The organism is Amycolatopsis sp. NPDC049691 (assembly GCF_040675005.1).
Lineage (GTDB): Bacteria > Actinomycetota > Actinomycetes > Mycobacteriales > Pseudonocardiaceae > Amycolatopsis.
Genome location: NZ_JBFANX010000026.1, coordinates 112,099 through 135,542, shown reverse-complemented (window position 1 = coordinate 135,542; position 23,444 = coordinate 112,099). Strand labels below are relative to the sequence as shown.

20 protein-coding genes and 1 rRNA gene are annotated in these 23,444 nt (G+C 71.4%); 16 read left to right on the top strand and 5 right to left on the bottom strand.

Annotated features, from left to right (window positions below; all coding sequences use genetic code 11):
- From rrf to recN, 7 genes are all read left to right on the top strand, one after another.
- Positions 1–88 (top strand): 5S ribosomal RNA (rrf, locus tag AB0J40_RS40720); the annotation flags it as partial.
- 97 nt (positions 89–185) lie between these two features.
- Positions 186–2,225, top strand: a complete 2,040-nt coding sequence (locus AB0J40_RS40715) for a hypothetical protein (RefSeq protein ID WP_364464770.1) — start codon at positions 186–188, stop codon at positions 2,223–2,225.
- A complete protein-coding gene (locus tag AB0J40_RS40710) occupies positions 2,218–3,183 on the top strand; it encodes an HAD-IIA family hydrolase (RefSeq protein ID WP_364464768.1) in 966 nt (321 codons plus the stop codon). Before AB0J40_RS40715 ends, AB0J40_RS40710 begins: the two co-directional genes overlap by 8 nt.
- A gap of 17 nt (positions 3,184–3,200) precedes the next feature.
- The gene (locus tag AB0J40_RS40705) at positions 3,201–3,392 is read left to right on the top strand and encodes a hypothetical protein (RefSeq protein ID WP_364464766.1); all 192 of its coding nucleotides are present in this window, start codon (positions 3,201–3,203) and stop codon (positions 3,390–3,392) included.
- A gap of 5 nt (positions 3,393–3,397) precedes the next feature.
- On the top strand, positions 3,398–4,225 hold the full coding sequence (locus AB0J40_RS40700) for a TlyA family RNA methyltransferase (protein ID WP_364464765.1): 828 nt from the start codon (positions 3,398–3,400) through the stop codon (positions 4,223–4,225).
- Positions 4,222–5,151 carry an NAD kinase gene (locus AB0J40_RS40695; protein WP_364464763.1) on the top strand — a complete coding sequence of 310 codons (930 nt, stop codon included), beginning with the start codon at positions 4,222–4,224 and terminating at the stop codon, positions 5,149–5,151. The genes AB0J40_RS40700 and AB0J40_RS40695 overlap by 4 nt, the downstream gene beginning before the upstream one ends.
- Positions 5,152–5,238: 87 nt before the next feature.
- Complete coding sequence (gene recN / locus AB0J40_RS40690; RefSeq protein WP_364464761.1) at positions 5,239–7,020, top strand: DNA repair protein RecN; 1,782 nt, start codon at positions 5,239–5,241, stop codon at positions 7,018–7,020.
- Positions 7,021–7,058: 38 nt separating this feature from the next.
- On the opposite strand, the gene AB0J40_RS40685 is transcribed toward recN, so the two are convergent.
- Positions 7,059–7,505: a MarR family transcriptional regulator gene (locus AB0J40_RS40685; RefSeq protein ID WP_364464759.1), complete on the bottom strand. Its 447-nt coding sequence runs from the start codon at positions 7,503–7,505 to the stop codon at positions 7,059–7,061.
- 66 nt (positions 7,506–7,571) lie between these two features.
- On the opposite strand from AB0J40_RS40685, the gene AB0J40_RS40680 reads away from it, so the two are divergent.
- From AB0J40_RS40680 to AB0J40_RS40665, 4 genes are all read left to right on the top strand, one after another.
- The gene (locus tag AB0J40_RS40680) at positions 7,572–8,558 is read left to right on the top strand and encodes a zinc-binding alcohol dehydrogenase family protein (RefSeq protein WP_364464758.1); all 987 of its coding nucleotides are present in this window, start codon (positions 7,572–7,574) and stop codon (positions 8,556–8,558) included.
- Positions 8,555–9,730 (top strand): DUF1266 domain-containing protein, encoded by a 1,176-nt coding sequence (locus AB0J40_RS40675; protein WP_364464756.1) that lies wholly within the window; start codon positions 8,555–8,557, stop codon positions 9,728–9,730. Before AB0J40_RS40680 ends, AB0J40_RS40675 begins: the two co-directional genes overlap by 4 nt.
- Positions 9,731–9,818: 88 nt before the next feature.
- The gene (gene steA, locus AB0J40_RS40670; RefSeq protein ID WP_364464755.1) at positions 9,819–11,003 is read left to right on the top strand and encodes a putative cytokinetic ring protein SteA; all 1,185 of its coding nucleotides are present in this window, start codon (positions 9,819–9,821) and stop codon (positions 11,001–11,003) included.
- The gene (locus tag AB0J40_RS40665) at positions 11,000–11,950 is read left to right on the top strand and encodes a copper transporter (protein WP_364464753.1); all 951 of its coding nucleotides are present in this window, start codon (positions 11,000–11,002) and stop codon (positions 11,948–11,950) included. The genes steA and AB0J40_RS40665 overlap by 4 nt, the downstream gene beginning before the upstream one ends.
- Before the next feature lie 52 nt (positions 11,951–12,002).
- On the opposite strand, the gene AB0J40_RS40660 is transcribed toward AB0J40_RS40665, so the two are convergent.
- The 4 genes from AB0J40_RS40660 to AB0J40_RS40645 form a co-directional block, all read right to left on the bottom strand.
- Complete coding sequence (locus AB0J40_RS40660) at positions 12,003–13,688, bottom strand: glycosyl hydrolase family 18 protein (protein ID WP_364464751.1); 1,686 nt, start codon at positions 13,686–13,688, stop codon at positions 12,003–12,005.
- Positions 13,689–13,875: 187 nt separating this feature from the next.
- A complete protein-coding gene (locus AB0J40_RS40655; RefSeq protein ID WP_364464749.1) occupies positions 13,876–15,141 on the bottom strand; it encodes an alginate lyase family protein in 1,266 nt (421 codons plus the stop codon).
- A 92-nt stretch (positions 15,142–15,233) separates the two neighbouring features.
- Positions 15,234–15,944, bottom strand: coding sequence for an aspartate/glutamate racemase family protein (locus tag AB0J40_RS40650; protein ID WP_364464747.1), 711 nt, complete (start codon positions 15,942–15,944; stop codon positions 15,234–15,236).
- Positions 15,941–17,362 carry an NCS1 family nucleobase:cation symporter-1 gene (locus AB0J40_RS40645; RefSeq protein ID WP_364464745.1) on the bottom strand — a complete coding sequence of 474 codons (1,422 nt, stop codon included), beginning with the start codon at positions 17,360–17,362 and terminating at the stop codon, positions 15,941–15,943. Before AB0J40_RS40645 ends, AB0J40_RS40650 begins: the two co-directional genes overlap by 4 nt.
- A gap of 138 nt (positions 17,363–17,500) precedes the next feature.
- On the opposite strand from AB0J40_RS40645, the gene AB0J40_RS40640 reads away from it, so the two are divergent.
- From AB0J40_RS40640 to AB0J40_RS40620, 5 genes are all read left to right on the top strand, one after another.
- Complete coding sequence (locus AB0J40_RS40640; protein WP_364464743.1) at positions 17,501–18,181, top strand: GntR family transcriptional regulator; 681 nt, start codon at positions 17,501–17,503, stop codon at positions 18,179–18,181.
- Positions 18,182–18,365: 184 nt separating this feature from the next.
- A complete protein-coding gene (locus tag AB0J40_RS40635) occupies positions 18,366–19,562 on the top strand; it encodes a peptidase S8 (RefSeq protein ID WP_364464741.1) in 1,197 nt (398 codons plus the stop codon).
- Positions 19,563–19,797: 235 nt separating this feature from the next.
- Positions 19,798–21,021 carry an acyltransferase gene (locus AB0J40_RS40630; RefSeq protein WP_364464739.1) on the top strand — a complete coding sequence of 408 codons (1,224 nt, stop codon included), beginning with the start codon at positions 19,798–19,800 and terminating at the stop codon, positions 21,019–21,021.
- A 91-nt stretch (positions 21,022–21,112) separates the two neighbouring features.
- A complete protein-coding gene (locus AB0J40_RS40625) occupies positions 21,113–22,813 on the top strand; it encodes a CTP synthase (protein WP_364464737.1) in 1,701 nt (566 codons plus the stop codon).
- Positions 22,810–23,439: an NUDIX hydrolase gene (locus AB0J40_RS40620; RefSeq protein ID WP_364464735.1), complete on the top strand. Its 630-nt coding sequence runs from the start codon at positions 22,810–22,812 to the stop codon at positions 23,437–23,439. The genes AB0J40_RS40625 and AB0J40_RS40620 overlap by 4 nt, the downstream gene beginning before the upstream one ends.
- The last annotated feature ends 5 nt before the right edge of the window (positions 23,440–23,444 follow it).

Below are 23,444 nucleotides of genomic sequence, written 5' to 3'. Positions count from 1 at the left end.
CGGTCCCATTCCGAACCCGGAAGCTAAGCCTGACAGCGCCGATGGTACTGCAACCGAAGGGTTGTGGGAGAGTAGGACACCGCCGAACTTACCTTCCGTACGGCCCGTTAGGATAGCCAGTTGGCTGCCCTAGCGGGCCGTACGCGTATGTCCGGAACAAGATTTTTTGCATGGCAGGAGGCCAGGTGTCCGAGTTCGGTCGACGAGACTCAGCGGATGATGGGTCCGGCCGGTCGGCACGCCGGGACGAAGGCTCCCGGGGCCGATCGGACGCACCCCGGGGGAACCAGCGCGGCGCGCGGCAGGACCGTGGCGGCCGCGACGGCGGTTACCAGGGCCGGCCGCGCCGCGACGACCGCGGGGTCCGCGGCGGCGGCAAGCCCTTCCGCGGCGGCGACGGTCCCCGTGACCGCGACCAGCGCGGAGGATACGCAGGCCAGGGCCGCGGCACGAGCGACCGCGACGACCGGCGCGGCGGCTTCCGCTCGGGCGCCGGCCGCTCGGGCGCCGGCCGCTATTCGGGCGGCCCGGGCCGTTCGGACCGCGACGGCGGGCGCTACGAGAACTCGAGCCGAGGCCAGGACGACCGCGGCGGTCGCCCCCAGGGCAAGTCATCGTACGGAGACCGCAAGCCGCGCTGGGAAGACCGCAGCGGCGGCTTCCGATCGGACGACCGAGGCCGCGCCGGCTCCGACTCCCGCGGCGGCTACCAGCGCCGCGACGACCGCGCCTCGGACTCGCGCGGCGGGTACCAGCGCCGCGACGACGACCGCGGCCGCAGTGGCTCCGATTCGCGCGGCGGTTACCAGCGCCGCGATGACCGCGACCGCGGCGGTTCGGACTCGCGCGGCGGTTACCAGCGGCGGGACGATGACCGCAGCCGTAGTTCGGAGTCCCGCGGCAGCTACCAGCGCCGTGACGATGACCGCAACCGTGGTGGCTCGGACTCGCGCGGCGGTTACCAGCGCCGCGATGACCGCGACCGCGGCGGTTCGGACTCGCGCGGCGGTTACCAGCGCCGCGACGATGACCGCAGTCGTGGCGGTTCCGATTCGCGTGGCAGCTACCAGCGGCGGGACGACGACCGCGGCCGTGGTTCGGAGTCCCGCGGCAGCTATCAGCGCCGCGATGACGACCGCGACCGTGGTGGCTCCGATTCGCGTGGCAGCTACCAGCGCCGTGACGATGACCGGAGCCGTGGTGGTTCGGATTCGCGTGGCGGTTACCAGCGCCGCGACGACCGGGACCGCGGTTCGGACTCGCGTGGCAGCTACCAGCGCCGCGACGACCGTGGCTCGGACTCGCGCGGCGGCTACCAGCGCCGCGACGACGACCGCGGCGGGTTCAAGCGGGAAGACCGCAGCGGTCAGACCGGTGGCTTCAAGCGCGACGACCGCGGCCCCCGCGCCGGTGGCTTCAAGCGTGACGACAAGCGCGACGACACCCGGCGGGACCGTCCCCGCCGCGACCCGCAGCCGCGCGTGGGCGCTCCGCTCGACGACGAGGCCCTCGCCAAGGAACTCCTCGAAGCCCCGGAACTCCCCGAGGACATCGAGTTCTCCGACCTCGACGAGGACGCCCGCCGTGAGCTGCGGACCCTGCCCAAGGGCCTGGCCGAGACCGTCGGGAAGCACCTCGTCGCCGCCGGTGGGCTGGTCGACTCCGATCCCGAGGCCGCGCTCGAGCACGCCAAGTACGCCAAGGCCAAGGCTTCGCGCGTGCCGATCGTGCGGGAGGCGCTCGGCCTCGTCGCCTACCACGCCGGGAACTGGTCGGAAGCCCTCTCCGAACTGCGGGCCGTCCGGCGGATGACCCGCAGCGACGACCACATCGCCATCATCGCCGACGCCGAGCGCGCCCTCGGCCGGCCCGAGCGCGCCCTCGACCTCGCGAAGGAAGCCGACACCGCGAAGCTGAACAAGGCCACGCAGGTCGAGCTCGCCATCGTCGCCGCCGGGGCGCGGCGGGACCTCGGGCAGCTCGACGCCGCCGTCGTCTCGCTGCAGGGTGACGACCTCAAGGCCGAGAAGCGCGACCCGTGGAGCGCCCGCCTCTTCTACGCCTACGCCGACAACCTCGTCGCCGCCGGACGCAAGGACGAGGCCGTCCGGTGGTTCCTCAACGCCGCCGAGGCCGACGCCGAAGACGAGACCGACGCCGCCGAGCGCGCCGCCGATCTGGCCAACGAAGAAAAGAACGAGGAGACGACCGACTCGGATGAGTGACGCCTTGCTCGCGGCCTACGACGCGGTCCTGTTCGACCTCGACGGCACCGTCTACCACGGCACCCGGGTCATCCCGGGCGCCCCGGAGACGGTGCGGGCCGCGCGCGAGCACGGCACCCCCGTCCGCTTCGTCACGAACAACGCGTCCAAGGCCCCGGCCGAGGTCGTCGACCACCTCACCGGCCTCGGCATGCCCGCCGACGCCGGCGAGGTGCACACCAGCGCCCAAGCCGGCGTGCAGCTGCTCAAGGAACGGCTGGACCCCGGCGCCGAGGTTCTCGTCGTCGGCACCGAGTCCCTCGCCGCCGAAGTGAACGGGGCAGGCCTCAAAGCCGTTCGCGAGAACGCCGAGAGCGTCCAGGCGGTCGTCCAGGGCCACTCGCCCGACAACACCTGGGCCGCGCTGGCCGAAGCCTGCCTCGCCATCCGCGCCGGCGCGCTCTGGGTGGCCTGCAACGTCGACGCCACCCTGCCCAGCGAACGCGGGCTGCTGCCCGGCAACGGCTCGATGGTCGCCGCGCTGCGGACCGCCACCGACGTCCGGCCGCTGGTCGCCGGGAAGCCCGAGCCGCTGCTGTTCGAGACCGCCGCCCGCTCGGCGGGCGCGAACCGGCCCTTGGTGGTCGGCGACCGGCTGGACACCGACATCGCCGGCGCGGTCGCCGCGGGCATCGACTCCCTCGTCGTCCTCTCCGGTGTCGCGACGCCGGAACAGCTGATCGCGGCCGTCCCGGCCGAGCGCGGCACCTACCTCGCGAAGGACCTGACGGCGCTCACCGAGCGGGCCGAAGACCTGAGGATCGGTCCCCGGCCGGGCTGGACCGTGACCGTCGAGAACGGGACCTTGACCGCGCAGGGCGACGGCGACGACCTGGACCTGCTCCGGGCGCTCTGCCACGTGGCCTGGGAGACCGGCGTCACCGAACTCGGCGAGGACACGAAGGCCCGCCTGCCCTGACTGCTACCGTTCGTAACGTGCATCCCTACCCCGTCCCGGGCCCGCCGCCCGGTTCGTTCTCGCAGCAGACCGACCCACGGGCCGGCATCGACGAAGCCGTCGCCGGGCTGGACGACCTCGACGCCCTGCCGCTCGCGGAGCACGTCGAGCGGTTCGACGCCGTGCACACCGAGCTGACGGTCGCCCTCTCCAGCATCGACAAGGTCTGACCACGGTGCCCAAGCGGGCGCGCCTCGACGCGGAACTGGTTCGGCGCGGCCTCGCCCGGTCGCGCGAGCAGGCCTCGGCCCTGATCACCGGCGGCAAGGTCACCGTGCGCGGCATGGTGGCCAGCAAGCCCGCCACCGGCGTGGAATCCGACGCGCCCATCGTCGTCAAGGACGAGGACGACCCCGGCTGGGCCTCCCGCGGCGCGCACAAGCTGCTCGGCGCGCTGGAGGCGTTCACCGGCCTCAGCGTCGAGGGCAAGCGCTGCCTCGACGCCGGCGCGTCCACCGGCGGCTTCACCGACGTCCTGCTGCGCAACGGCGCCGCGACCGTGATCGCCGCCGACGTGGGCCGTGGCCTGCTCGACTGGCGGATCCGCACCGACGAACGGGTGGTGGTCATGGACCGCACCAACGTTCGCAACCTCTCGCCCGAGGACCTCGGCGGCCAGGTCGACGTCGTCGTCGGCGACCTCTCGTTCATCTCGCTCAAGCTCGTGCTGCCCGCGCTCGCCGCCTGCGCGCGCGAAGGCGCCGACCTCGTGCCGATGGTGAAACCGCAGTTCGAGGTGGGCAAGGACCGGCTCGGCAGCGGCGGCGTCGTCCGCGACCCGGAGCTGCGCGCCGAATCGGTGCTCACCGTCATCGACGAAGCCGCGAAGCTCGGCCTCGCACTGCGCGGGGTCACCGCGAGCCCGCTGCCCGGGCCGTCGGGGAACGTCGAGTACTTCGTGTGGCTGAAGAAAGAACACGTGGCCGAGTCCACTGTGGACGCGGTAGACAGGTCTGAGGCCGAGCGGCTCGTCCGAACCGCCGTCGAGGAAGGGCCCGCATGACCACCGAACGTGAAGTGCTCCTCATGGTGCACCCCGATCGCGAAGCGACGGGCGAAGCCGCGCGCGAGGTTTCGGCGCGCTTCGCCAAGGCCGGCATCCGGATCCGGGTGATCGAGCACGACGTGTGCGCGCTGATCAACCCGGACGAGCACGGCGTCGGCTCGACCTGCACCGTCGTGGACCCGGACGACAACCCCGCCGAAGGGGTCGAGCTCGTCTTCGTCCTCGGCGGTGACGGCACGCTGCTGCGCGCGGCCGAGCTGGCCCGCCCGGCGGGGGTGCCGGTGCTCGGCGTGAACCTCGGCCGCGTCGGCTTCCTCGCCGAGGCCGACTCGGACGCGCTGGCCGACACCGTGCAGCGCGTCGTCGACGGCGACTACCAGGTCGAACCGCGGATGACCATCGACGTCACGGTCACCCACGACGGCGAAGAGGTCGCCCGCACGTGGGCGCTCAACGAGGCCAGCGTCGAGAAGAGCACCCGCGAGCGGGTCCTGGACGCGCTGATCGAGGTCGACGGCCGTCCGGTGTCGGCCTTCGGCTGCGACGGTGTGCTCTGCGCCACACCGACCGGTTCGACGGCGTACGCGTTCTCGGCGGGTGGCCCGATCATCTGGCCGGACGTCGAGGCTTTGCTGGTCGTGCCGAGCAACGCGCACGCGATGTTCGCGCGGCCGCTGGTCGTGTCGCGGAACTCGGTGATCACGGTCGGGATCGATCCGGACGGCTCGCCGGCCGTCCTGACCTGCGACGGGACCCGGCACCTCGACCTGCCGCCGGGCGCGCGGGTGCGGGTGACGTGCGGCAAGACCCCGGTGCGGCTGGTCCGCCTGTGGGACGGGCCGTTCACCGACCGGCTGGTGCAGAAGTTCTCGCTGCCGGTGAAGAGCTGGCGGGAGCGCCACGCGCGTCCCTGCGAAGACTGACCATTCGGCGATTCATTCGAACATATCGGCGACTCGCCGGGTGCCCGCGCGCGCAGAGTGTCGGTGGGGGCCGCTACCGTAGGCGGCGTGCTGGCCGAGATGCGCATCCAGGGCCTCGGAGTCATCGAGGACGCCCTGCTGGAACTGCACGCGGGCTTCACCGTCGTGACCGGTGAGACGGGTGCCGGTAAGACCATGGTCGTCACCGGGCTGCACCTGCTCTCCGGGGGCCGGGCCGAGGTGTCCAAGGTCCGGACGGGGATGCTCAAGGCGTTCGTGGAAGGGCGGTTCACCTATTCCGGGGTCGAAGGCGCCGAGCGGATCGTCGCCGAGTCGGGCGCCGACGTCGACGAGGACGGCAGCGTCATCGCGCTGCGGGCCGTCGCGGTCGACGGGCGGTCGCGCGCCCACCTGGGCGGCCGGTCGGTGCCGGTCGGCGTGCTCGCGGAGCTGTCCGAACAGCTGATCGCGGTGCACGGGCAGAACGACCAGCTGCGGCTGCTGCGCCCGAGCGAGCAGCGCGAGGTGATCGACCGGTTCGCCGGCGACGCGGTGGCGAAGCCGCTGACCGCGTACCGCGAGGTCCGGTCCGAGTGGCTTTCGGTGATCGCGGAGCTGACCGAGCGGTCGACGCGCTCGCGGGAGATGGCCCAGCAGGCCGACCTGCTCAAGCACGGGCTCACCGAGATCGACGCCGTCGCGCCGGAGCCGGGCGAGGACGTCGAGCTCACCGGGCAGATCAAGCGGCTCGCGGCGGCCGACGAGCTGCGCGCGGCCGCGACCGAGGCGCACATCGCGCTGTCGGGCTCGCCGGACGGCGACCCGGACGCGCCGAGCGCGATGGCCCTGGTGTCCGAGGCGCTGCGGCGGCTCTCGACGTCCGAAGACGCGGTGCTGCGCGAGCTGGCGCCGCGGCTGGAGGAGGCGTCGACGCTGCTGACCGACGTCGGGTCCGAGCTGGGCAGCTACGTCGAGACGCTGGACGCCGACCCGGCGCTGCTGGAGAAGGTCCTCGCCCGCCAGGCCGACCTCAAGCGCCTGACCCGCAAGTACGCGGCGGACGTCGACGGCGTGCTCGCCTGGGCCGACGACGCCCGGCGCCGGCTCGAGTCGATGGACACCTCGGAGGAGGCGCTCGCCGAGCTGGCGCTGCGGCGCGACCAGCTCGCGGTGCAGCTGGCCGCGCACGCGGTCGAGGTGTCGGGCGCGCGGGAGAAGGCGGCGGCCGAGCTGGCGGAGGAGATCACGCGCGAGCTGTCCGGGCTGGCGATGGGCCAGGCGGCGATCGAGGTGACGGTCGAGCAGCGCCCGGCCGAGCACGGCGACACGCACGCGCTGACGATCGACGGCCGCGCGGTGCACGCGGGCCCGGACGGCGTCGACGACGTCGAGCTGCTGTTGCGCGCCCACAACGGCGCGCCGCCGCTGCCGGTGCACAAGGCCGCTTCGGGCGGTGAGCTGTCGCGGGTGATGCTGGCGATCGAGGTGGTGCTGGCGCACGCGGACACGGTCCAGACCCTGGTGTTCGACGAGGTCGACGCCGGCGTGGGCGGCCGCGCGGCGGTCGAGATCGGCCGGCGGCTCGCCAGGCTGGCGCGGACGCACCAGGTCCTGGTGGTCACGCACCTGCCGCAGGTGGCGGCGTTCGCCGACCAGCACCTGGTGGTGGACAAGGGCCACAGCGGCGGCGTGACGCGCAGTGGCGTGAAGAACCTCAGCCAGACCGAGCGGGTGAACGAGCTGGCCCGGATGCTCGCCGGCATGGACGACACCGAGACGGGGCGGGCGCACGCCGAGGAGCTGCTCGCGACGGCGGAGAAGGCCAAAGCCGAGCCGGCTCCGAAACCCAAGCGGGGCAAGAAGAAGTAGGGGCTCGGCTTGCCGCAGTGCCGGCCGGGAGCCGAGGCTCAGCGGTTTTCGAGGTCGGCGTTGATGTCGCCGAACACCTCGGCCAGCACCCGCGCCTGCTCGGAGCTCACCTTGTCCGCGAAGTACCGCTCGACCCCGCGCACGTGCGTGGGCCACGCCGCCTCCAGCGCCGCCAGGCCGGCGTCCGTCAGCACCACCAGCGTCGACCTGCGGTTCGCCGGGTCCACCTCGCGGCGGGCGTAGCCGTCGCGTTCCAGGCCGTCGACCACGCGGGTCAAGCCGCTGGTGCTGTGCACCAGCGCGTCCGCCAGCTCCTTCATGTGCAGCCGCCGGTCCGGGGCCTCCGACAGCTGGACCAGCGCGTCGTACGTCCGGTGCGTCATGCCGTGCTCGGCGCGCAGTTCGGCGTCCAGCACCCTCAGCAGCAGCGCCGACGAGCGCAGGAAACCCCGCCAGGCCGCGTCGTGCTCGGGGGACAACGTCATGCCGGGAATACTACTCGTGCGGACAGTTGTTGTGCGGACTGTTTGCCTGCGAAGAAAGGACCCAGGATGCGCGCGGTGGTACTCCGAGAACCCGGTCCCGTCGAGAACCTCGAACTGAAGGATCTCCCGCTGCCCGAGGTGAAACCCGGCTGGGTCCGGATCGCCGTTGAGGCGTTCGGGCTCAACCGGTCCGAGCTGCACACCCGGCTCGGGCTCGCCGAAGGCGTCACCTTCCCGCGCGTCCCCGGCATCGAAGCGGTCGGGATCGTCGACGCCGGCGACGGGTTCGAACCCGGGCAGCAGGTCGCCACGATGATGGGCGGGATGGGCCGGACGTTCGACGGCGGCTACGCCGAATACACCGTCGTCCCGCGAGCGCAGGTCATCCCGTTCCGGAGCGACCTGCCGTGGGAGGTCATCGGCCAGGTGCCCGAGACGCTGCAGACCGCGTACGGCTCGCTCACCACCGGGCTCGACCTCAAGGCGGGTCAGACGCTGCTGATCCGCGGCGGCACGTCCGCGCTCGGGTTCGCCACCGCGACCCTGGCCAAGGACCTCGGCGCCACCGTCTTCGCCACCACCCGCCAGGAAGAACGGCTCGGCATCCTGCGCGACCACGGCGTCGACCACCCGCTCCTCGACGACGGCGACGTCGCGAGCCAGGTCCGCGAGATCGCGCCCGAAGGCGTCGACGCCGCCCTCGAGCTCGTCGGGACGCCGACCCTGCCGGACACCCTGAACGCCACCCGGGTGCACGGCACCGTCTGCTTCACCGGCATGTTGTCCAACCAGTGGACGATCTCGAACTTCTATCCGATCGGCTACCTTCCCGCCGGGGTGCGGTTGACCGCTTATGGTGGGGAGGCGGACGACCTGCCCGCCTCCGTCCTCCAGCGCCACCTCGACCGGATCGCCGACGGCACCGCGACCCTCGGTCCCGCGAAGGTGTACTCGATGACGGAGATCCGGCAGGCGCACGACGACTTGGAGCACAACCGGACGGCGGGCAAGCTCGTCGTGCTGACCGGCCGAGCGGAGGGAGCCGCCCCGTGATCCTGCCGCCGCCCGCCGACGTCGAAGCCCAGCTGGCCGCCGCCCGCCGCGACGGCGACCTGGACCGCTACCTCGGCCTGCTCGCCGGGGAGGAGCTCTTCGTCCCGATCCGGCGCGTGGACGCCCACAGCATCCTCGACGAGCGGGCGGAGACGTTCCCCAACGTCTACTTCGAGACCGGCGGCGACGAGTTCCTGCAGGTCTTCACCCGTGGCGCGCTGCCGGACCTCGGCCCGGACGTCGTCGCCATGAGCGGGGCGCTGGACTGGGCGGTCGACGGCGTCGGGCGGCACGAGCGGGTCGTGTTCAACCGCGGCACCCGCGGCGAGTGGCGGCTGTCCGGCGCGACCCTGCAGCCGTGGCTCGACGCCCACCACGACGACGTCGTCCCGCTGGAGGAGCAGGTCGAGCGGCTGATCACCGCGCCGTACGGGCACCTCGAGGGCCCGATCGCGCACGCGCTGGCCTGCGGGGCGCACCTGGCCGTGCTCAACGCGGCGCCGTGGAACGTCCTCGACGCGCGCCGCCACGACTACGTCGCCGAAGTGCGGAGCCTGCGGGACTGGTGGGGCGTGCCGGACCCGCCGGCCTGGCGCGCGACGATGGCCGACCTGATCGGCGACGGCTACGCGCTGACGCCGGGCAACCTCGTGCTCATGCTGCGGCTGCGGTTCGCCGCCGAGTACGGGCTGACCAGCGGCGAGTTCGACCCGCTGACCTGGGCGGAGCGGGTGGACCGCTGGTGCGCGGAGAACGACGCGGCCGACCAGGCCGAGGAGCTGCGGCACACCGTCCGCCGGGTGTCGCGCTGCGAACAGCGCTTCCGGGCCGACGGCCTGGTCGACGCGGACGGTTTCGTCACGACGGCGCTCGCGTGGGACGTCGGCCGGGCGGTCAACATCGCGCGGTGGGGCCTGGCGGCCGGGTACTGCGACGCGCTGACCGCCGAGCTGATGGTGCTCGAAGCGGGCTCGCTGGCGCGCCGCTACCACCAGTCATGGGCCGACCTGTCGGCCGGGTACCTCATGGGCCGCGTGCTGCACGCCGAGGACGACGAGTTCGGCGAGTGGTACCCGGCGGCCGTGCGGGTTCACCACCAGCTCCTTCAGGACCCGGGCAGCCCCTGGGTGAACCTCGGTTTCGGGTCGCTGTCGGAGGAGTCGGACGCCTGACCCGTGCGGGGGAGGTCACCACAACGAGTCACCCCGGCTTCGGCGTGGCGAGCATCGTCCCACGAGCAAATTTGTCACCATCGGCCACATGAAGCTCACCGGCCTGCTCACGCGGAACCAAGAACCCCTTCCGGGGATCACCGGCGTCGCCCGCGTGGACCGGCGCACCCGGGAGCTGCTGCGCCGGATCAGTCCCGGCGACATCGTCGTGCTCGACCAGCTGGACCTCGATCGCCAGACGGCCGACGCCCTGGTCGAGGCGGAGGTCGCCGGCGTGGTCAACGCGTCGCCGTCGATCTCCGGCCGGTTCCCGAACCTGGGCCCGGAGATCCTCATCGGCGCCGGGATTCCGCTCGTCGACTCGGTCGGCGGCGAGCTGCTGCGCTCGATCAAGGACGGCACGAAGCTGCGGCTGCACGACGGCGTCGTGTACGTCGGCGAGCGCCAGGTGGCCTCCGGCATCGAGCAGACCGCCGACAGCGTCGCGGACCAGATGATCGAGGCCAAGGCCGGGATGTCGACGCAGCTGGAGGCGTTCTCGGCCAACACCATCGAGTTCCTGCGCCGCGAGCGCACGCTGATCCTGGACGGCGTCGGCGTGCCGGAGCTGAAGGTCGCCATCCGCGACCGGCACGTGCTGGTCGTCGCCGGCGGCAACGGGCACGCCGAGGACCTCAAGAAGCTCAAGAAGTACATCGCCGAGCACCGGCCGGTCATGATCGGTGTCGACGCCGGCGCGGACACGCTGCGCGTGCAGGGGTACAAGCCGGACGTCGTCGTCGGCGACCCCACCGGCATCGGCACCGCCACCCTGCGCGGCGGCGGCGAGGTCGTGGTGCCCGCGCAGCCGGACGGGCACGCCCCGGGCGTCGAGCGGATCCAGGACCTCGGTATCGGCGCGGTGACCTTCCCGGCATCCGGCAACGCCGAGGACCTCGCGTTGCTGCTGGCCGACGCCCACGGCGCGAGCCTGGTCGTCACGGTCGGGTTCCAGGCCACCCTGCGCGAATTCCTCGACCACGGCCGGTCCGGGTCGAACCCGTCGACGTTCCTGACCCGGCTCAAGCTCGGCACGAAGCTCGTCGACGGGAAGGCGGTGGCGACGCTGCACCGCAGCCGGGTGTCGATCGGCGCGGTCGTGCTGCTCGTGCTCGCCGCGGTCGTGGTCGTCGCCGCGGCCCTGCTGGTGTCCGACGTGGGCTCGGTCTACCTCGACTGGCTCAAGCACACCTGGAACTCGTTCGCCGCCTGGGTCAAGGGATTGTTCACGTGATTTCGCTGCGCTACCACGTCGTTTCCATCGCCGCCTGCTTCCTCGCGCTGGCCGTCGGGGTCGTGCTCGGCTCGACGGCGCTGAACGGCACGCTGCTGTCGGGGCTCGCGGGGGAGAAGAAGGACCTCGGCAGCCAGGTCTCCGACCTCGAGGCGCAACGCAACGCGCTCAACGCACGGCTGGCCGACGCGGACGCGTTCGCCGGCTCGATGGGGCCGAAGGTCGTCGCGGGCGCGCTGGACAAGCGGTCGGTGGTGCTCGTGACCACCGAGGACGCGCGTCCGGCCGACCGGGACGCGCTCAAGCAGCTGATCGGCCAGGCCGGGGCGGCGGTGACCGGTGAGGTGCAGCTGACGTCCGCGTTCGCCGACCCGGAGAAGGCCGACCAGCTGCGCGACGTCGTCACGCGGCTGCAGCCCGCCGGCTCGAAGTTCCCGACCGCGGGTGACTCCGGCACGCTCGCCGGCGCGCTGCTCGGTTCGGTGCTGCTGCTGGACAAGACCACGGCGAAGCCGCAGTCGTCGCCCGAGGAGCTGGCGGCCGCGATCGGCGGGCTCACCGACGGCGGGTTCGTCAAGGCGGGCGGCGACGTCAAGCCGGCGCAGCTGGCGATCGTGCTGACCGGCGCCCAGGCGACCGGCGACGGCGCGGGCGACCGCGCGGCGACGGTCGCCCGGTTCGCCACGCAGCTCGACCGCTCCGGCGCGGGCACGGTGCTCGCGGGTGACGCGGGTTCCGCGGACGGCACCGGCGCACTGGGCGTGGTCCGCGCGGACACGTCCGCGACGTCGATCCTGTCCACTGTGGACAACGTCGACACGTCGGCCGGCCGGGTCAGCACGATCCTGGCGCTGAAGGAACAGCTCGACGGCGGCGCCGGGCGCTACGGCATCGCGGGTAACGCGACCGCGCCCGCCCCGGGTGTCGGCGCCCCCAACGGCAACTGACGTCGTGAGTGAGAAACAGGGTTAGAACACTGTTTCTCACTCACGACATCTTTCAGCTCGCCAGCCAGAGGGCCGGGACGTTGGGCGGTTCCCAGCCCACCAGCGAGGTGTGGGCTTGGCGGCACGTGTACGTGACGCCGTTGTAGGTCACCTTCGCGCCCACCGCGTACGCCGTGTTCGGTGCCCACGCGGGGATCGACGGCGGTGTGGTGGTCGTCGTCGGCGGAGTGGTGGGGGTCGTGGAGGTCGTGGGTGTGGTGGTCGTCGTCGGGGTGGTGGGTGTCGTGGTCGGCGGGGCCGAGCAGTTCGGCGTCGAGGCCGCGAGACCGTCGACCACCGCGTGGAACAGCGTCGAGCCCGGATCCAGGTCGTAGAGCGAGAACATCATCGCGCCGCCCAGGCCCGTGCAGTGGATGTAGTCCGTGCGCGCCCGGACCGACTGCGCCGACGAGCCGCCGTAGAAGTTCGTCCCGTCGTAGAACCAGGCCGACTGCGTGACCGGGTCCCAGTACGTGTCCGCGGGGTTGTCGACCACACCGGACAGCTCCTTGTACATCGCGACGCCGGGGACGTTGCCGCTCAGCGCGTGCCCGGGCGACGGGCCCGAAGCCGACTGGTACAGGCCGTGGTTCGGCCCGGCGGGCACGCCGGTCCAGCCGCGGTAGTAGAACGGGATGCCCAGCGTCAGCTTCCCCGCCGGGAACCCGCCCGCGATGCCGTAGGTGCTGTTGCCGTGCAGGTAGTCCTTGACCACCGAGTCGATCGTGTACTTCTCGGTGCCCGGCGGGATCGTGCCGGACGGGTCGTTCGGCGACGAGTACAGCGGGTCCTGGAAGTTGGTCGGCCCGGTCGCGTCCCACGCGCCGTGCATGTCGTAGGTCATCGCGTTGCCGAAGTCCAGGTACTGCCCGATCCGGTCGGTCTGCAGCTTCGCGATCTTGTCCTGGCCGCCGGGCAACGCCGCCGAGAGCGCGTAGTGCTTGCCGCCCAGCGCGTCCAGCTCGCTGCGGAACTCCGCCAGCAGCGCCGTGTAGTTCGCGGTGTCGGCGGCGCTGTAGTGGTTGCCGACGTGCCCGGTGGGCGATCCCGGGTACTCCCAGTCGATGTCGATGCCGTCGAAGATGCCCGCCGCGGTGCCCGGACCGCCGTAGCCGCCGGACGCGGGGATGTTGCCCTTGATGAACATGTCGAGGCAGGAGCCGACGAACTTCTTGCGCGAGGCGTCGGTCGCGGCCGCGTCGGAGAAGTACTTCGAGTACGTCCAGCCGCCGATCGACAGCAGCACCTTGAGGTTCGGGTGCTTCGCCTTCAGTTCCTGCAGCTGGTGGAAGTTGCCGGCGATCGGCTGGTTCCACGTGTCGGCGGTGCCGTCGACGCTGATGTCGGAGCCGAACGACTTCTGGTAGTCGGCGAACTGGTCCTCGGCGCCGTCGCCGGCGTTCGGATCGCTTTCCCCGCCGGGATCCGGCGTCGTCGCCTTCGTGGCTTCGAAGCACGTCAGGTTCGCGGGATCGATGTTCTCGAAGTCGTAGAGCAGGTAGTCGAGGTTGCCGGCGATGGCGTCGACGTTCTTCAGGTAGTAGGCGTTCTGGTAGATGCTCCACTGGTCGTAGTAGGCGATCCGGACCCCGCCGGAGGTCGCGGCGGCCGCACCCGGCGCGGCCGGGCCGGCGACGGTCAGCCCGCCGATGACGACGGCGGCGGCCGCGGCGGCGACCAGGGCGAATCTTCGCTGCATGGGCGTCTCCTCGCGCAGGCGGACGGCCCTCTCCCGGCCGCGACGGCGCGGGAGAGGGCGTACGCGATGGCTGCTTCACGAGCGGGTCCGGCCCCGTTCATGAATGTGCGCGCGCGGACACCGGGTGTCAATGCTTTGGACTAGACCAATCTGGGAATCGGTGCGCTATGCGGTGTTGTGTCCGGATTTACCTGAGCGGCGGGTCCAGCGGGAAGCACGAGACGCGCACCGGCCAGGTGTCGCCGCCGGCCGGCAGCGGCATCTGCTTCAGCGCGGCCGCCGCGTCGGAGTCGTGGGCTTCTTCGGCGGCCGCATGGAAGATGTCGGCGGCGATCGACTGGTCGAACACGCCGATCTGCTGGTGCGGCCAGGCTTCCGCGCCGTGCAGCGCGCCCGGGATCAGCTGGTCGACGACCTTCCGCAGCGTCACCCCGTTCGGCGACCGGTACTTCCAGACGTCGACGCCGAGGTTCTTCCCGGCCTCCGCCATCCGGCCCCACGCGGTGAGGTTGAAGTTGACGTAGTGCCACGACATCGTGCGCGACAGCTCGAGGGGCTGGCTGCCGTCGGCGGCGAACTGCACCGGGAACCGCTTCCGCTCGGCGTCGAGGATGATCTTCCGGGCGGCGTCGCGGTGCCCGAGGTACGCCGAGATCGTCGCGTTCTGCATGTCGAGGAACGTGCCGTGGTTGTTGGTGGCGGCCAGTTCCAGCTTCGCCTGCGGGCTGGTCCGCATCCAATCGAGGTACTGCGTGAGCCACGCCTTGATGCCGGACCGGTCCTGGCCGGTCCAGCCCGGTGCGCCGCCGTCGAGCAGCGCGAACGCATCCATCAGCTGGCTGAACGACTGGGTCGAGTCGATGATCCCGGTGCCGCTGATCGTGGTCTTGCACGGGATGATCTGCGAGTACGTCATGTTCGGGTTCATCCGCGTTGCCGGGTCGAGGAACCACGTCCGGATGTCCAGTGCCGCCCGCTTCGCGTATTTCGCGTCGCCGGTGTAGTACCAGGCGAGCGAGAGGTAGTACATCGCGTCCCACGCCCACATCCGGTAGGTGTGGTCGGTGATCGCGTCGGCCTCGGGGTTGCGCTGGCCGTCCTTGCTGACGTACGGGCAGCCCTGCGGGTTCTCCGGCGTCTTGGGCTGGCTCGCCCACCAGTAAGGCGCCTGGCTCATGTAGTCGTGCTTGTCGCCGCTCGGTGGCGCCGACGGCTTGTCCATGACCGACCACGGTCCGGCCGTGAGGGCGGTGTCCGCCTTGTCCAGCACGGCTTTCAGCGCGTCGCGTTGCGCCTTGGTCGCGTGGCCGGCCCGGATCGCCTGCTTGATCTTCGCCAGCTTGGCGCCGTCGGTGACGATCGTGTGCGGTGGCGACGCCGCCACCGCCGTCCCGCTGACCGGGACCAGCAGCATGCTCGCCGACAACACCAGCGCGCCCAGGACCTTTCGCACGTCCACCGCCCTTTCGGGGACGTCGAAGTCCCCACGTCGTCACCGGGCGGCGGTACGGCTGCAGGGATTCTGACGTCTCGGCAAGACGGGTGTCAATCAGTCGGCCAGGTGCGCCTCTTGTCCAGCGGCCGGGCGTACGAGCCCGCGCGGCTGGTCTTCAGCCCCAGTGCCACCAGGGATTCCGCGAGCCGGACCGCCGCCGCGACGCCGTCGATGACCGGGATGTCCAGCATCGTCGCGATCTTCCGGTCCAGACCGGTCATCCCCGCGCAGCCGAGCACGAGCACCTCCGCCCCGGCGTCCCGCGCGCGGCGGCCGGCGGTGAGCAGCGCCGATTCCGTGCGGCGCTCGTCCGTCAGCTCCAGCACGCCGAGCCCGGCGCCGGTGACCGTGACGCAGTTCTGCGCGACGCCGGCCGCGTGCAGGCTGTCCTCGATCAGCCCGCACGTCCGGTCCAAAGTGGTCACCACGCCGTAGCGGCGGCCGAGCAGGCAGGCCAGGTGCGCGGCGGCTTCGGTGATGTCGACGACCGGGACGTCGAGCAGTTCGCGGGCGCCTTCGCGGCCGTGCTCGCCGAACCCGGCGAGCACGACGGCGTCGAACGGTTCGTCCAGGCCCCGCAACAGGTCCAGCACGGCCGCGGCGGACAGGAAGCTGTCGAGCCACCCCTCCGCGGATTCCGGTCCCCAGCGAGGTGTCCGCGCCAGGATCTCGGTGCCGGGACTCGCGGCCGCGCGGGCCCCGGCTTCGATCTCCTTCGTCATCGCCTCGGTGGTGTTGCAGTTGGTGACGACGATCCTCATCGGTGCTTCCTCGAAACGGCGAAGTACAACGCCGCCGACGACGACGTGCCGATGAACCACGAGTACGGCGACGCCGGGGCGAAGAACGGCACCAGCGCGATCACCGCGGACAGCGCGGCGGTCGGGAAGAACGTCGCCAGTGCCCGCGGATTCACGCGCGGGTATGCGCCGCCGTCGACGAACAGCTGGGCGACGTCGACCTTGCCGCGCCGGATCAGGTAGTAGTCGACGATCATGATCCCGAACAGCGGGCCGAGGAACGCGCCCAGCCCGCCGAGGAAGTAGTTGACCACCGCCGGCGAGGAGTAGAGCTTCCACGGCAGCACGCACAGCGCCGCGACCGCGCTGATCATCCCGCCGATGGTGAAGGTGATCCGCTTCGGCCAGATGTTGGCCAGGTCGTAGGCGGGGGAGACGAAGTTCGCGACGATGTTGACGCCCATCGTGGCGATGGCGAACGTCAGCGCGCCGAGGATCAGCACCGGCGTGTTGTGCACCTTGGCCAGCAGCTCGGCCGGGTCGGTGATGGCCTCCCCGAACACCTGCATGCTGCCCGCGGTGACGATCACCGACAGCAGCGCGAACGCCGTCGAGTTGATCGGCAGGCCCCAGAAGTTGCCGCGCTTCACCGTCTTCTGGTCCGGGGCGTTGCGGGAGAAGTCGCAGAAGTTCAGCATCAGCGTGCCGTAGGTGGCCAGGATCAGCCCGGCCGCGCCGAACCACTGGCGGATCTGCTCACCGGTCGAGAGCTGTTTCGGGCTGCTGGTCAGGGAAATGTGCCAGTTGCCGGCGGCGAGGATCCAGACGGCGAGCGCGATCATCACGACCCAGATCGCCGGTCCGCACCAGTCCTGGAACTTGCGCACGGACTCCATGCCGCGGGTGAGGATGAGCGCCTGGACCGCCCACAGCGCGACGAAGCAGATCCAGCCGAGCGCGTGCAGGCCGAGGAAACCGTGCTCGGTCAACGGTTTCAGGCCCGGGTCGATGGTGAGCACGAGCAGCGTGATGGCCACGCTCGCGAGGTAGGTCTGGATGCCGTACCAGAAGATCGCGATGATCGCGCGGATGAGCGCGGGCAGGTTGGCGCCGAACGTGCCGAAGCTGATCCGCGCGACGACCGGGAACGGCACGCCGGTGCGCTGGCCGATCCGGCCCATCAGGTTCATGCCGACGTAGATGATGACGAAGCCGAACAGCAGGGCGGTGAACACCTGCCAGGCGGACAGGCCGAGCACGAACAGCCCGGCCGCGAACGTGTAGTTGCCGAGGTTGTGCACGTCGGACATCCACAGCGCGAAGATGTCGTAGACCTTCCAGCGGCGTTCCTTCGCCGGCGCGAGGTCTTCGTTCCACAGCCGGGGGTCGGGTGGCGCGGTCGTCTCTTGCTGGGATTCGGTGAACGGGGCGGCGGTCATGCGGGCCCTCCGATCGACGTGCGATGACGGCGATTTGGGATACCAAAATTTGGCATCCCAAATATCACCCCGAGGTCCGCCTCCGTCAACCCTCCGGCCCGTAAACTCTTGTTACGGGTGTGTGAGGAGAGGGGACCGGTGACGACGGCGAGCGAGCGGCAGCCCCTCGCGGCCACCCGGCAGCGGGTGCGCGACGAGCTGCGCGAACGGATCCTGACCGGCCGCCTCCGCCCGGGTGACCGGCTGGTCGAGCGCGAGCTGGCCGAGGACCTCGGCGTGTCCAGGGTGCCCGTCCGCGAGGCCATCCGCAGCCTCGAAGCCGAGGGGTTCCTCGTCGAGCAGTCGGCGCGCCGGATCGTCGTCCGGCAGCTGGCGCGGGCCGACGTCGAGGAGCTGTTCGACGTCCGGGAGGCCCTCGAAGGGCTCGCCGCCGGACGCGCCGCCGAACGGGCGGGCGCGGCGGAGCTGAAGCGGCTCGAGCGGGTGCTCGCCGACGCCGCCCGCGCGACCGCCCGCGGCGACGCCGCCCGGATCACCGGGCTCAACTCGCGCTTCCACGACGAGATCGTCGCCATCGCCGGCAACGCGCTGCTCACCACGATGCTGCAGCCCCTGCAGGGCAGGCTCCGCTGGCTCACGAGCCAGAACGAGCACTGGGCCGAGCTGCTCGACGAGCACCGCCGGCTCTACGACGCCATCGCGTCGGGCGACGCCGAGCGGGCGCACGCCGAAGCCGTCGAGCACGTGCGGGTCAACCGCGAGGTGACCCTGAAGTCCCTCTTCGGTGCGGACCACGCGGGGGAGCGTCCGGCGGGCTGACCGCTACTGCGAGTAGTGCCGCGGTGGAGTCCGGTTTGGCGGGGATTGCCGCCGTGCGCCCGGATTTTCCACCATTGGGAGCAACCGGGACCCGACTTTGGTCTGTGTCACCCGGCCGAACGGCTGCTTACCGTCTTCGCTCACCGGTCCCGCCGACCGGGTCCCCACCTCCCGGAGGTTCACTGTGCGTAGAGCGACAGTATTCGCCGCAGCCTTCACCCTCGCCCTGACCACCGCCGGCGTCGCCGAGGCGGCACCGGCGCAGCACGGGCACGTCCAGCGCGTCTGCTCGGCCGCGCCGGCCGGGTACGCGGCCTGCAACGCCTGGATCGACACCGACCACGTCACGACCGCGGCCGCCGCCGCGACGCCGTCCGGGCTCGGCCCGGCCGACCTGCTCTCCGCGTACAACCTCGGCTCGCTCGCCGGCAGCGCGGGCGCCGGCCGCACGATCGCGATCGTGGACGCCAACGACGACCCGACGGCGTTCTCGGACGTCAACGTCTACCGCGCCCAGTACGGCATCCCCGCGCTCGCCTCGTGCAGCCCGTCGTCGGTCGATGCCAGCACCACCCCGTGCTTCGCGAAGTCCGACCAGAACGGCGGGAGCTCCTACCCGCGCAAGGACGGCGGCTGGGCCCAGGAGATCTCCCTCGACGTCGACATGGCCTCGGCGATCTGCCCGAAGTGCAACATCCTGCTCGTCGAGGCGAGCTCGGCCAGCATGGCCAACCTCGGCACCGCGGTGAACACCGCGGTCCGGCTCGGCGCCGAGGTGGTCAGCAACTCCTACGGCGGCAGCGAGTACTCCGGCGAGACCACCGACGAGGGCAAGTACTTCAACCACCCCGGCGTCGCCATCACGGTCAGCTCCGGTGACTCCGGCTACGGCGTCGAGTTCCCGGCCGCGTCGCGCTACGTCACCGCGGTCGGCGGCACCAGCCTGAAGAAGGCGTCGACCACCCGCGGCTGGAGCGAGACCGCGTGGAGCGGTGCGGGCAGCGGCTGCTCGGCCTACGTCGCGAAGCCCTCGTGGCAGACCGACGGCGGGTGCTCGCGGCGCACCGTCGCCGACGTCAGCGCCGTCGCCGACCCGGCCACCGGCGTCGCGGTCTACGACAGCACGGCCTACCAGGGCCGCAGCGGCTGGATGGTGTTCGGTGGCACCAGCGTCGCGGCGCCGGTGGTCGGCAGCGTGTACGCGCTCGGCGGCGTGAGCGGCGTCGGCGGCGCGAACACCGTGTACTCGCACACCTCCTCGCTCTACGACGTGAGCGGCGGCAGCAACGGCTCGTGCGGCGGCACCTACCTGTGCACCGCCGTCACCGGCTACGACGGCCCGACCGGCCTCGGCACCCCGAACGGGGCCGGCGCGTTCTGACCGTTCGCCTCGAAGGGCCACCACGTGGGTGTCGTCACGCCCGTGTGGTGGCCCTTCACGCTGAGCATTAACATGATCACAGGATCGATGCATCCCGAGCGACAGTGGCATATCCGACAGCCCGGCAGGGGCCCGCCAACAGGCGCCGCCCAGTGCCTTCATGGGAAATTCACAGAATGGGTGGCAAGTCTGACAACGTGAACCACGCCGACGACGGTGCCGGAACGGCGGCACGATGACGACTGCCCAGGCCACTCTCGAAGCCAGCGGTGACAACCGGGCCTTCGGCCCGGGCCGGGGGCTTCGCCACCCGGACCCCCGAAAAGCTCCCGACCGGCTCACGAGACCGGGTGGGAAAGCGCCCTACCTGCACCAGATCGACCTCTTCCGGTTGATCACGTTCGCCTGCGTGATCCTCATCCACGTGGTCGGCGCGACGAACTTCCCGCAGGACGTCGGCGCCAACGCCGTCGAGACGCCGCTGCACTTCACGCGGGAGGCGTTCTTCGCGCTCACCGGGTTCGTGCTGGTCTTCCAGAACCGCGGCCGCGAGCTCGCCCCCGGCGACTTCTGGCGGCGCCGGCTGCCGCTGGTCGCGACGCCCTACCTGGCCTGGTCGATGTTCTTCTGGGCGTTCTCGCTGGTGACCGGCACGCAGCAGCCGGACTCGCTCGAGGCGTCGATGCGCCTGCTGCTCAAGGACCTCCTCACCGGCGGCGCCTGGTACCACCTGTACTTCCTGCTCGTGACGATGCAGGTGTACCTGCTGTTCCCGTGGATCATGAAGCTGCTGCGGGCGACCGAGGGCAAGCACAAGTGGCTGCTGTCCGGCAGCGCGGTGCTGCAGGTCGGCGTCACGCTCTTCATGACGTACCAGCCGTTCGGCGTGAGCTACGAGACGATCACCCACCTGTACGCCACGGTCCTGCCGTACCAGTTCTACACACTGTTCGGCGCCGTCGTGGCCATGCACTTCGAGGCCGTGCACGCCTGGGTCGGCCGGCACCGGCTGCTGCTCGGCGGCCTGCTCGTGGCGGTGCTGGCCGGGACCGAGTGGATCTACCTCCACACCGTCCACAGTGGAACGTTCCCGCAGGTGGCCAGCGACCCGTTCCAGCCGTACCTGATCCCGTGGTGCGTCACCGTCATCGCCGCGGTCTACGCGTTCGCCACCTGGTGGTCGGGCCGCCGCCGCGAGGGCAGCCGCGGCGCCCGCCTGGTCTCCTGGGCGGCGAACCGCTCGTTCAGCATCTTCCTCGTCCACCCGCTGGCGCTGGCCATGCTCGGCCCGGTGATCCCGGTCGTGGCGGAGCACTTCGGCGCGCCCTGGCTGAGCGTGGTCATCTACCTGGCGACGATCGTGGCGACGATCCTCATCGTCGAGGCCCTGCGCCGGCTGCCCGGCAGCCGGGCGCTCACCGGACGCCCGCGGCTGCGGCCGGCGAAGGCCACCGCCTGATCCGCCCCCGAAAGGGTGGTCAGGAGCACAAAAGGCGGTTCGGGCATGTCACAGCGCGCGGATCCGCGGGCTTGGGATATGCTGGCGGCCCGTGGGACTTCAGTCACGGGCTACCAAGTACGTCTTTGTCACCGGAGGCGTCGCCTCCTCTCTGGGTAAGGGACTCACGGCTTCCAGCCTCGGTCAGCTCCTTACCGCGCGCGGGCTTCGCGTCACGATGCAGAAGCTCGATCCGTACCTCAACGTCGACCCCGGGACGATGAACCCGTTCCAGCACGGTGAGGTGTTCGTCACCGACGACGGCGCCGAGACCGACCTCGACATCGGCCACTACGAGCGGTTCCTCGACCGCGACCTCGACGGCAAGGCCAACGTCACGACCGGCCAGGTCTACTCCGAGGTGATCGCCAAGGAGCGCCGCGGCGAGTACCTCGGCGACACCGTGCAGGTCATCCCGCACATCACCGACGAGATCAAGGCCCGGATCACCGCCGCGGCCGAGCCCGACGAAGCCGGGAACGCCCCGGACGTCGTGATCACCGAGGTCGGCGGCACGGTCGGCGACATCGAGTCCCTGCCGTTCCTGGAGGCCTGCCGCCAGGTCCGCCACGACGTCGGCCGCGACCACTGCTTCTTCCTGCACGTCTCGCTGGTGCCGTACCTGGCGCCGTCGGGCGAGCTCAAGACGAAGCCGACCCAGCACTCGGTCGCCGCGCTGCGCAACATCGGCATCCAGCCCGACGCGCTCGTCTGCCGGGCCGACCGCGAGATCCCCGAGGACCTCAAGCGCAAGATCGGCCTGATGTGCGACGTCGACACCGAGGCCGTCATCGCCTGCCCGGACGCGCGGTCCATCTACGACATCCCGAAGGTGCTGCACGGCGAGGCGCTCGACGCCTACGTCGTCCGCCGCCTCGGCCTGCCGTTCCGCGACGTCGACTGGACGGTGTGGGGCGACCTGCTCGACCGCGTGCACAACCCCAACGAGGTCGTGCGGATCGCGGTCGTCGGCAAGTACATCGACCTGCCGGACGCCTACCTGTCGGTCACCGAGGCCCTGCGCGCGGGCGGGTTCGCCCACCGCGCCAAGGTCGAGATCGTCTGGGTCGCCTCCGACGACGCGCAGACCGCGTCCGGCGCCGCGTCCGTGCTGTCCGATGTGGACGGTGTGCTGATCCCCGGCGGGTTCGGCATCCGCGGCATCGAGGGCAAGGTCGGCGCGATCGAGTACGCCCGCACCCGCGGGGTCCCGCTGCTCGGCCTGTGCCTCGGCCTGCAGTGCATGGTCATCGAGGCGGCGCGGCACCTGGCGGGGATCAAGGACGCCGGGTCGTCGGAGTTCGACGAGAACACCACGCACCCGGTGATCTCGACCATGGCCGACCAGCGCGACGTCGTCGCGGGGGAGCGGGACATGGGCGGCACCATGCGGCTCGGCGCGTACCCGGCGAAGCTCAAGCCGGGCTCGCAGGTCGCGAAGGCCTACGGCACCACCGAGGTGTCCGAGCGCCACCGCCACCGCTACGAGGTGAACAACGCCTACCGCAAGCAGCTCTCGGACGCGGGGCTCGTGTTCTCGGGCACCTCGCCGGACGACCGCCTGGTCGAGTTCGTCGAGCTGCCCGCCGACAAGCACCCGTTCTTCGTCGGCACCCAGGCGCACCCGGAGCTCAAGAGCCGCCCGACCCGGCCGCACCCGCTGTTCAGCGCGTTCGTCAAGGCCGTCGTCGACCGCAAGGTCGCCGAGCGGCTGCCGGTCGAGCTGCCCGAGGCGCCGGTGGCGGCCCGATGACCGCCCCGGGCGAGCACGAGTTCAGCGTCGCCTCGAGCCGGGACGTCCACATCGGACGCGTCGTCGGCCTGCGCGTCGACGACGTCGTGATGCCGGGCGGCGAGACCGCGGTCCGCGAGGTGATCGAGCACCTCGGCGCGGTCGCGATCGTCGCGCTGGACGACGAGCAGCAGGTCACGCTCATCCACCAGTACCGGCACCCGATCGGGCACCGGCTGTGGGAGCTGCCGGCGGGCCTGATCGACCACCTCGGCGAGGACCCGGTCGGCACGGCCAAGCGCGAACTCGTCGAAGAGGTCGGCCTGGCCGCCGACGACTGGGTGACCCTGGTCGACGTCGCGGCGTCGCCCGGCTTCACCGACGAGGTCGTGCGGGTGTTCCTGGCCCGCGGACTGTCCGAAGTGGACCGTGACGTGCTCGGCGAGGAGGAGGCGGACCTGGTCATCCGCAAGTTCCCGCTCGCGGAGGCGGTCCGGATGGCCCTGGCGGGCGAGCTGCTGAACGGCGCCACGGTGTCCGGGGTGCTGGCCACGCACGCGGTGCTCACCGGCGCGGGTGTGGCGCGTCCGGCGGACGCTCCGTGGGAAGACCGCCCGACGGCGTTCGCCAAGCGCAAGCAGTCCTGAGGAGG

Excerpts from the sequence above, each read along its gene's own strand:
- AB0J40_RS40710 (WP_364464768.1), top strand. The coding sequence starts at position 2,218 with ATGAGTGACGCCTTGCTCGCGGCCTACGACGCGGTCCTGTTCGACCTC.
- AB0J40_RS40695 (WP_364464763.1), top strand. The coding sequence starts at position 4,222 with ATGACCACCGAACGTGAAGTGCTCCTCATGGTGCACCCCGATCGCGAA.
- AB0J40_RS40685 (WP_364464759.1), bottom strand. The coding sequence starts at position 7,505 with ATGACGTTGTCCCCCGAGCACGACGCGGCCTGGCGGGGTTTCCTGCGC.
- AB0J40_RS40680 (WP_364464758.1), top strand. The coding sequence starts at position 7,572 with ATGCGCGCGGTGGTACTCCGAGAACCCGGTCCCGTCGAGAACCTCGAA.
- steA (WP_364464755.1), top strand. The coding sequence starts at position 9,819 with ATGAAGCTCACCGGCCTGCTCACGCGGAACCAAGAACCCCTTCCGGGG.
- AB0J40_RS40660 (WP_364464751.1), bottom strand. The coding sequence starts at position 13,688 with ATGCAGCGAAGATTCGCCCTGGTCGCCGCCGCGGCCGCCGCCGTCGTC.
- AB0J40_RS40650 (WP_364464747.1), bottom strand. The coding sequence starts at position 15,944 with ATGAGGATCGTCGTCACCAACTGCAACACCACCGAGGCGATGACGAAG.
- AB0J40_RS40645 (WP_364464745.1), bottom strand. The coding sequence starts at position 17,362 with ATGACCGCCGCCCCGTTCACCGAATCCCAGCAAGAGACGACCGCGCCA.
- AB0J40_RS40630 (WP_364464739.1), top strand. The coding sequence starts at position 19,798 with ATGACGACTGCCCAGGCCACTCTCGAAGCCAGCGGTGACAACCGGGCC.
- AB0J40_RS40620 (WP_364464735.1), top strand. The coding sequence starts at position 22,810 with ATGACCGCCCCGGGCGAGCACGAGTTCAGCGTCGCCTCGAGCCGGGAC.